Here is an 8488-nt window from a genome sequence, read left to right on the forward strand (position 1 = left end):
GATCTGGGGGTCGGCCGCCAACCGGCCGGTGAACACCATGGTCTGCATGTCAGTCTCCTGTTGATCCGAAGCGCCGGGGAGCCGATCTCCCCGATTCCGCTTCACCCGGGACCTCCCTTCCTCCGTCCTCATCCTGCCCGGACGGGGCCTCCGCCCCGCCCGGCGCATGTCTCAGGCGGCCGCTCCGTCGAGGACGGTCTGGACGGGATGGCGGCGCAGCACCGCCTCCACCACGTCCGATCGGTCCGTCGGCACGAACACCCGGGGCGTAAAGGCGATGATCTCGACGAAACACCCGAGCGCGACCAGGGCGTCCCGGTCCGTCCGCCCGCCGACCACCTCGATCCGCCAGCGGTCCATGACCCGCGACCGCTTGAGCCACAGGCCGCCCTCCAGCGAGAGCTGGACGTTGCGATCCAGCAAGGTGGCGGCGGTCCTTGCCCCGTCCGACCAAGCCTCGCCGACATCGGTCAGGCCGAGACTCGCCTTGAGGCTTCGGGCCTGGACCTCGTCCAGCACACGCCCCAGCCAGCGCCGGCCGTCCGGCGCCCTGACCCGGCGCACCGAACAGCCGCGCGCGGGCAGCCGGCCCCAGATCGGCAGCAGCAGACCGGTCGCGAGCGTGAGCTCGCGCGTCCGCCAGGGGTCGGTTCCCGCGACCTCCTCATCCCAGACGCGGCGCCATTCGTCGGTCGCCGCGGGCTTCCAGGCCGATTCCTCGAAGGTCCTCTCTGGCAGGGTCTGACGCCCATCCGGCCGGACCAGGCGAACGGCGGCGACCAGCCGGTCCTCGTCCGTGGCGGTGGTCAGGCCGAGCTCGGCGACCGCCGCCCGGCCGGATTTGGCGTTCACGACCAGCTGATGGGCGACGTCGGCGGCCCGGGCCAGCGCGTCATGCGAGAGCAGGATGTCGCGACGAACCCTGAGCGAGAAGGTCACCAGGGCGGTTTCAGCGCCGGTCGAGACATCGGTTCGGATGGTTTCCTGGTGCAGAACCGCCAATTCCTCCGCCTCGATGTCTTCAAGTCCACGGTCCAGATCCCCCGACGCGGCGGCGCGCTCGAGGATGCCCGAGAGAATGCGGTCGAAGTCCTCGAACAAGGCGTTCTGGTCGGCGATCCTGAGCGCCAGCAGGCGGTTGAGGAAGGTGTGGATCGGCGGCAGGTCGTCGGACGGCTTGAGTCCGCCGTCGGCGTCGAGCAGCTTGAGACCCGTCCTGTGTATGAAGGTCTCGAGCGTCATCGCAGCGAGTTCACCGAACGCCAGGGCCCCGTAGAAGACCAGCAGGGCCCGGCGCGCCCATGGGCTTTCCAGATTGTCCTCGGCCCGGAAGAGGCCCGCCCCGGCCGTCCGGCGCTCGCCGCGCGTGAGCGCGCCGAGCGTGTCCAGACGGCGGGCGATGGTCGAGGTGAAGCGTTTTTCGCCCTGGATGTCCGTCGTGACCGGCCGGAACAGCGGGGCCGAGGCCTGATGGGTGCGGTGGCTCCGGCCCAGGCCCTGGATGGCGGCGTCGGCCCGCCAGCCCGGTTCGACCAGATAGTGGACCCGGCGCTGCCGGTTCGCCGCCGACAGGTCCGCGTGATAGCTACGCCCGGTGCCTCCGGCGTCGGAGAAGATCAGCACCCGCTTGCGGCCGCTCATGAAGGCGTCGGTCTCGGCGCGCGCCGCCGAGGCGCCGCGCCGTTCCACCAGCCTGCGTCCGTCGCGCACGACCACCCGCCGGGACCGCCCGGTGATCTCGGCGACGGCGTCCGCGCCGAGGGCCTCCAACAGGGCGTCGAGCACCCCGGGCACGGCGGGCAGGCAGGCCATCCGTTCGATCAGGCTCTCGCGCCGGGCCAGCGCCTCCCGGCTGACGGCCGGGCGGCCCCCGTCCATGACCGGAACCAGGGTGACCTCGCCGCTCTCCCCCTCGACCGCCTCCATCAGGTGGATCGGGAATGCCTCGCGCAGGTAGTCGAGGACGTATTCGCGCGGGGTCATGTCTATCGAAAGGTTGTTCCATTCCTCGGGCGGGACGGACGCCAGCCGCCGCTCCATCACCGCCTCATTGGTCGAGACGATCTGGACCACGGCCGAGCGATCGTGGCCCAGATCCTCCCGGATCGAGGCCACCAGGCTCGGCGCCTTCAGCCCCGCGAGCAGATGGCCGAAGAAGCGCAGCTTGGCGCCCTCGAAGGCGGAATGGGCCGCCGAGGCGGCTTGGCCGCTCCTGGGCTTGCCCGCCTCGTCGTTGACGCCGACGGCCTTCAAGGCCTCGGCGAGATTGGCGTGGATCAGCTGGAAGGCGTCGGCCCAGGCGTCCCAGATCGCGATGTCGTCGGACGTCAGGGGATGGACCAGCGGCTCGTATTCGACCCCTTCGAACGACAGGCTCCGCGCCACATAGAGGCCGAGCGCCTTGAGTTCGCGCGCCACCAGCTCCATCGCCGCCACTCCGCCCCGGTCCATGGCCTCCAGGAAATCCGCCCGCGACATGAAGGGCGCCTCCGGCCCGCCCCACAGGCCCAGCCGGGCGGCATAGGCCAGGTTCTCGGCGGTGGTGGCGCCGGTCGCCGAGACATAGAGGACCCGCGCATCGGGCAGTCGGTTCTGCAGCGCCAGACCGGCCATCCCCTGCAGCGACGCCTTCTTCGTTCCCCGCGCGCCCTTGCCGCCACCCGCGGCGTTGGCCATCGCATGGGCCTCGTCGAAGGCGATGACGCCGTCGAAATCCGCGCCGAGCCAGGCGATGATCTGGTCGAGCCGCGATTGACGGGCGCCCCGCGCCGGTTGGCGAAGCGTCGCATAGGTCGTGTACAGAATGCCCCGGTCGAGCCGGATGGCGTCCCCCTGTTTCCAGCTCGAAAGGGGCACGATGTCATGAGCGCCGCCGCCGATCGCCGCCCAGTCGCGCCGCGCGTCCTCCAGCAAGGCGTCGTTCCGTGACAGCCATAGCGCGCGCACCCGGCCCTGGCTCATGTTGTCGGCGATGACGGCGGCGATCTGGCGGCCTTTGCCGCAGCCGGTGCCATCGCCCAGGAAGAAGCCGCGCCGCAGCTGGACGGCGTCCTCCTGGTCCTCGGGCGCGAGCACCATATGGTGGGGCGCCGTGTCCAGCCGCCACTGTCCGGGCAGATGCGCGGCGTGGGCCTCGCCGGCGTAGATGACCATCTCGGTCTGGGCGTCCGAGATCCAGCCCTGGTCGCGCATGGCCGGAGGGAGTACCGGTCGATAGGTCGGCGCCGGCGGCGCCACCGAGGCCATGGGCCCGGACTCGACCAGAGGCGACGGATGCGGGCGGGGCTCGGGCAGAACGATCCGCCCCAGGGCGTGGGCCTGGTATAGCCCGACATCGCGACCCTCCCCCGTCCAGGCGCGAACCTCATAGGTCAGGGCCGCAGCCCCACCCAGAAAGGCCAGCCGGCCGGAGGGCAAGGCCAGGCCTCGCGCGCGTGGTCCCAGCAGGGCGTCTATCGTCACCGGCAGGCGCGTTCGCGGCCTGGCGCCGATCCGCGGCGAAATCGCCCCTGTCATCCGCGCCGCGCTCTGCAGGTCGTCGGCGGTCTGGAGCGGCGCGGCGCCCGCGGGACCTTCGGCGCGGTCGATCACCAGCAGACCGGTCTCAACGGAGGTCCCATGTTTGGCGAAACCGCCGGACGGCAAGGCGATGCGGCTCACGACGGCGCCGACCTCGCAGAGGCGGCGAAGCAGCGCGGCGTCCGTCAGGGCGTTCAGGGGGACGATCGCGGCCAGCCGGCCATGGTCGGCCAGGGCCTTCAGGGCCGCCGTCAGATGGGCGGCCAGGTTCGAGAACGGCGGATTGCACACCACCACGTCGAATTCGCCCGAGCCCGCGGACAGGTCATGGATATGGCGTCCGTCGTGGCGCGTCCGGTCCGCGCCCGGAAAGAGCCCGTCGAGGAGGTCGGCCCGACCGGTCGCGAGCTCGTTCAGGCTCAGCAGCCCACCGCAGGCCTCCGCGACCGAGGCGATGAGGCCCGTTCCGGCCGAGGGCTCGAGGACGCGGTCGCCGGGACGCACCTGGGCGGCCAGGACGGCGAGCGCGGCCAGATGAGGCGGCGTCGAGAATTGATCGAACTCGACCTGCGCCTCGCTGCGCCGGGACTGGGTCAGCCCGAGCGCCGAGACGGCCGCCAGCAGGGCGGTGATCTCCGCCGGCGCATCTTCCAGGCGGCCGACCTGGGGCGCGAGACGCCGGATCTGCAGGACCGTCGCCGCCTCTATCGCGTCATAGGCGTCGCGCCAGGCCCAGACGCCCTCGGCGTCCGACCCGCCGAACGCGGTCGTCATGATGGCGGCGACGAGCTTGCGGTCGAGCGGACGGGACCGCGCCAGATGCGCCGCCAGCGCCCGGGCGGCAGCGAGGATATTGGCGGCGGCATCGCCGGCGGCCGGATCGGCGAACAGGGACAGGTTGGGGGTCGAGGACATGGCGAAGGCTCCGGCAGCCTGGAGCGGAGGGCGCCTCCCTCCCGGACCTGCAGGCTCGCCTCGCCCCGCCCTTTCCTCGCCTTTTCCGCGCCAGGGATTCGCACGACTACGCCGCCCCGGCTGAGCCGGGGCGGCGTCCGTCAGGAAGACTGGCGGTCAGGCGGCGGCGGGATCGAGCGCGGCCTCACCGGCCGGGGTGACGGCGAACGCCCCAACCCCGTCGTCGTCGAACGCAGGGTCTTGCTCGTCGATGGGCCGGTCGTCAGCTTCGTCGGCATCGTCCTGCGGCGAGCCCGCCCAGGACAGGCCGGCCGGCGCCCAGGTCCGCGACGCCGCCTGTTCGGCGACCCAGTCGACCAGTTCGCCCTTCTTCAGCGACCTGGCGCGGTCGTCTTCGGCCCCCATGGCCTCGAGCATCCCCAGCAGCAGCCCCTTGGAATGAAGCTGAAGGAAGGGCGCGTCAGGCGTCCAGTGCAGGGTGATGTCCGCCGCGCAGAGCGCGGCCAGTTCAGCCGCTTCCGCGCGGGCGCTGCGCCGGATCAGGGTCGTGCGTTCCTCGCGGACGTCGAGGCTGATCGCGGTCAGTTCGGCCAGCAGACCCATCTTCTCGCCATGCGGCAGCGCATGAACCCAGGCGATGACGGTCTCGCCCGAAGCCTGCCAGGTCGCGCGGCGATCGTCGAGCCGCTGGCGCACCTCTCCGTCCAGGGGTTCGATCACCCGCCCGCCGGCCGGATTGAAGCCGGTGGCGAGGATGGCCAGAGCCGAGTCCGAGCGCGCCACATGGGTGCGCAGCACCAGAACGGTGAACAGGCGCGCGATCAGGGCGGTCAGGGCGGCGCCCGGGTCATCGGCCAGGGCGCGGATCAGTCCCCGCGTCGCGACGTCGGTGCGCACGCCGTGCAGGGCATGGTTGACGCCGTCGATCTCCGGCTCGGGCGTCGCCACTTCGGGAGGGACATAAGCCAGCGGCGCCGACGCCCGGTCCGGTGAATCGCTCCCGGTCGAGCCGTCCTCCTCGATCTCGGGCTCCTCGGGCGTGTAGCAGCGCAGATCGACGCCCGTCCCGGCGGCGGGCCACATCACCATCGTGGTCACCACCCGCCCGCCGCAACCCGTCTGGTCCGCCGTCACCCGGGCGCGGATCATGGCGATGATGGCGGCGTCCACAGTCTCGGGGTCGCCGGCCTCCGAGAGAGCCCGCCGGGCCGTCTCCGCCCGCTCATTGAACACCTCGCGCTGGGCCCGGTAACGCGCCATGTCTTCAGCCGGAAGCTGGCCGCCGTAGACATAGCCCAGCGCTTCCAGGTCGTCGGGCAGTTCAGGCTCGGGACCGGCGGTGACATGCACCGCGATCCCCTCGGCCTCGAAGACGGCGGCGATGGCGCGCGCCCGTCGGATCCACAGCTCGGTCAGGATGTCGGGATCGAGCAATACGGGCGCCAGCTCCCCGAACAGATCCGCCTCGGTGCGGCCGCCGGCTTCTCCATAGCGGACCGGATCCACCAGGGCGCAGCGGCGGTCCCGGGCGGTGACCCGCCCTTCGTCGAGCCGTTCCGTGATGCGCCAATCCTGAAATCCATGCCCGTCCAGCGCCGCCTCGGCGAGCTCGGCCTGTTCCGCCTTGTCCGGCAGACGGGCCAGCAGCCGGGCCTGTTTGAGGGTCATGCGCCCGGCCTTCAGGGCCGCGAGGGCGACCGGCGGCAGCCCGGCCAGGGCGGCCAGGCGTTTGACGTCGATCTCGGCGTAACCGAGAGCCCGGGAGATCACGGACACCGTCAGCCTGGATTTCAGCATCCGGCCGATGGCGGCGATGACATCCGCGACATGAACGGGCACGGCTGTGTTGGTCAACAGGACGACCGCCGCCTGGCGGGCCGGATCGGTCTCGACACAGACCGTGACCGGGTAATTTTCGTCGATCTCCCCCGCGTCCAGCAGCAAGCCCAGGGCCAGGCGACGACGGCGGCCGTCCAATGCCATCCAGGGCTCCTCTTTTCTGCCGCGGCCGGGGCGGACGGTGAGGCGCTGCAGCTGGCCGGCGGCCTTCATCGTGGCGGCCAAGGTCGGGATGTCGTCATCCGGCGGCTCATTGAATCGCAGATTCTCGCGGGCGATGCCGATGTCGCCGAGGCGGACGGTGCGTTCGTCGCGCGCGACGACGACCGCGGGCATGCTGACAGGAACAAGGTCGGTCATGGGGACTCTCCTGCCGGGCATCGGGGCCCATCCCCGCCGCTCCGGCGCCCATCAAGACCCTCGCTCCTCTCCTTTCGCCGCGGCGACGGCCACCTCGTTCCAGTCGCCGAACGGCGGGTCTGGAAGGACGATACGGACCTCCAGACCGCCGGGCACGAGGCGGCGTCGAAGCCGCGCCGCGCAGCCCTCGCCCGCGGCTCCCCGGTCGGCGGCGATCAGCACGCGGCGCACCCGCGCGGGCGGCGTCCAGGCCGCGAGGTTGTTCGCCGCCATCAGGGCCCAACCCGGAAGCTGGAAACGGTCCATGGCGCACAGGGTCGTGACAACGCCTTCCCCGACCAGCATCTCCGCAGCCGCCGAAGCCAGGCGAACGGCGGCGCCGGCCGGAACCAGACCGACCGTCTTTCGCGTCAGTCGCAGGCCCGAGGCGAGACGCCCGTTCCGGTCCAGATAGGTCAGCTCCACCGCCGTCAGCCGGTCCTCTCTGTCGCTGATCCGCGCGATCAGGGCGGGGCGACCCCGGCCACGCGGCCGGTAGACGGAGATCGGCGCTTCCGGATGGAACCTGAGGTTCGACGCGGCGGCGACGGCTTGAACGGCGCGCCGATGCAGGTAGCGATCGGCGGGGCCGCCGCCATCCAGCCCCCGACAACCGGCCCAGAGATCCGAGGCCGTCTGGAGACGAAGACGGGGATCGGGCCTTGGGACCGGCGGACCCGGCGGCCCACCGCCGGTCAATCGGCCAGCATCGTCGATGAAGCCCCGGTCGTGCAACTGATCGCGGACGGTCCTCCAGTCCGACCCGCCGAAGCCGTGAATGACGACCCGGTTGTCGGTCAGCAGCAGCGAGACCGAACGATCCCGCGCGCTATGGCCGGGCGCGGGGACATTGGCGCGCCGTCCGCCGGAATAGAGATCGCCGCCCAGGGCGGCGACGATGCGATACAAGGTCATGGCCGCCTCAGATCAGGCCGAGGGCCTTGAAGCTGGCCGTGCCTTCCCGGCCGACGACGAGGTGGTCATGGACCTGCAGATTGAAGACCCGCGCCGCCTCGACGATCTGTCGCGTCATCTGGATATCGGCCTGCGACGGCGTCGGGTCGCCGGAGGGATGATTGTGGACCAGGATCAGGGCCGACGCCGAAAGTTCAAGCGCCCGGCGAATGATTTCGCGCGGATAGACAGGGGCATGGTCAACTGTCCCGTCGGCGACGAGTTCGTCCCGCATCAGCTGGTTCCTGCGATCCAGAAACAAGGTCCTGAACTGCTCGCGCGGCTCGTGAGCGAGCGCCGCCCGCACATAGGCCACCAGCGCGGTCCAGGACGTGATGACCGGGCGGCGGCTGGCTTCGGCGCGCGCAAGACGGACCGCGAACTCGCGCAGAAGCGTCAGCTCGGCCCGGAGGACGGCCCCCACGCTGGACGCCTGGGCCAGATCGCCGGGCGCCGCGCCGGCGACGCCGCCGAGGCTCCCGAACTGTTCGAGCAAGGCGGCGGCGAGCCGCGCAGAATCCGTCTCCGGATCCATCCGCTCCAGTATCAGAGCCAGCAAGGTCTGATCGTCCAGCGCCGCAGGAACGAGGATCGGCGACGCGGGACGGCGCCCGCGTGGTTCGGGGGCCGGCGCCCGGATCAGGGTCGGGGTCGGGGTCGGGGTCGGTCTCATGGCGGTCTCCTTCTCCGCTCCACCACGGAGCGCCCGCCGTCCGGCCTTCCTTTCTCTCCACGCCGGGCTTGTCCCCGGCCCGGCGTCGCGCCACCCTGGGCCGATGAAATGTCTTCTGATCACCGCCGGACTCCTGCTGGCGCCGGCCGTCGCCCGGGCCGATCCGTGCGAGGGCCGGCTGCCCGCTCG

At 71.5% G+C, this 8488-nt stretch carries 4 protein-coding genes; all 4 read right to left on the minus strand.

The features are described 5' to 3' along the window. Positions 1 to 171 precede the first annotated feature (171 nt). The 4 genes from Q0588_RS12690 to radC all read right to left on the minus strand — a co-directional run bounded on the left by Q0588_RS12690 (position 172) and on the right by radC (position 8299). A complete protein-coding gene (locus tag Q0588_RS12690) occupies positions 172 to 4434 on the minus strand; it encodes a strawberry notch family protein (RefSeq protein ID WP_298746687.1) in 4263 nt (1420 codons plus the stop codon). A 156-nt stretch (positions 4435 to 4590) separates the two neighbouring features. After that, positions 4591 to 6633 carry a ParB N-terminal domain-containing protein gene (locus Q0588_RS12695; protein WP_298746690.1) on the minus strand — a complete coding sequence of 681 codons (2043 nt, stop codon included), beginning with the start codon at positions 6631 to 6633 and terminating at the stop codon, positions 4591 to 4593. 51 nt (positions 6634 to 6684) lie between these two features. Then, positions 6685 to 7587 (minus strand): toprim domain-containing protein, encoded by a 903-nt coding sequence (locus Q0588_RS12700; RefSeq protein WP_298746693.1) that lies wholly within the window; start codon positions 7585 to 7587, stop codon positions 6685 to 6687. 7 nt (positions 7588 to 7594) lie between these two features. Continuing rightward, complete coding sequence (gene radC / locus Q0588_RS12705; protein ID WP_298746695.1) at positions 7595 to 8299, minus strand: DNA repair protein RadC; 705 nt, start codon at positions 8297 to 8299, stop codon at positions 7595 to 7597. Between the last annotated feature and the right edge of the window lie 189 nt (positions 8300 to 8488).

The organism is uncultured Brevundimonas sp. (genome assembly GCF_937870815.1).
Lineage (GTDB): Bacteria > Pseudomonadota > Alphaproteobacteria > Caulobacterales > Caulobacteraceae > Brevundimonas.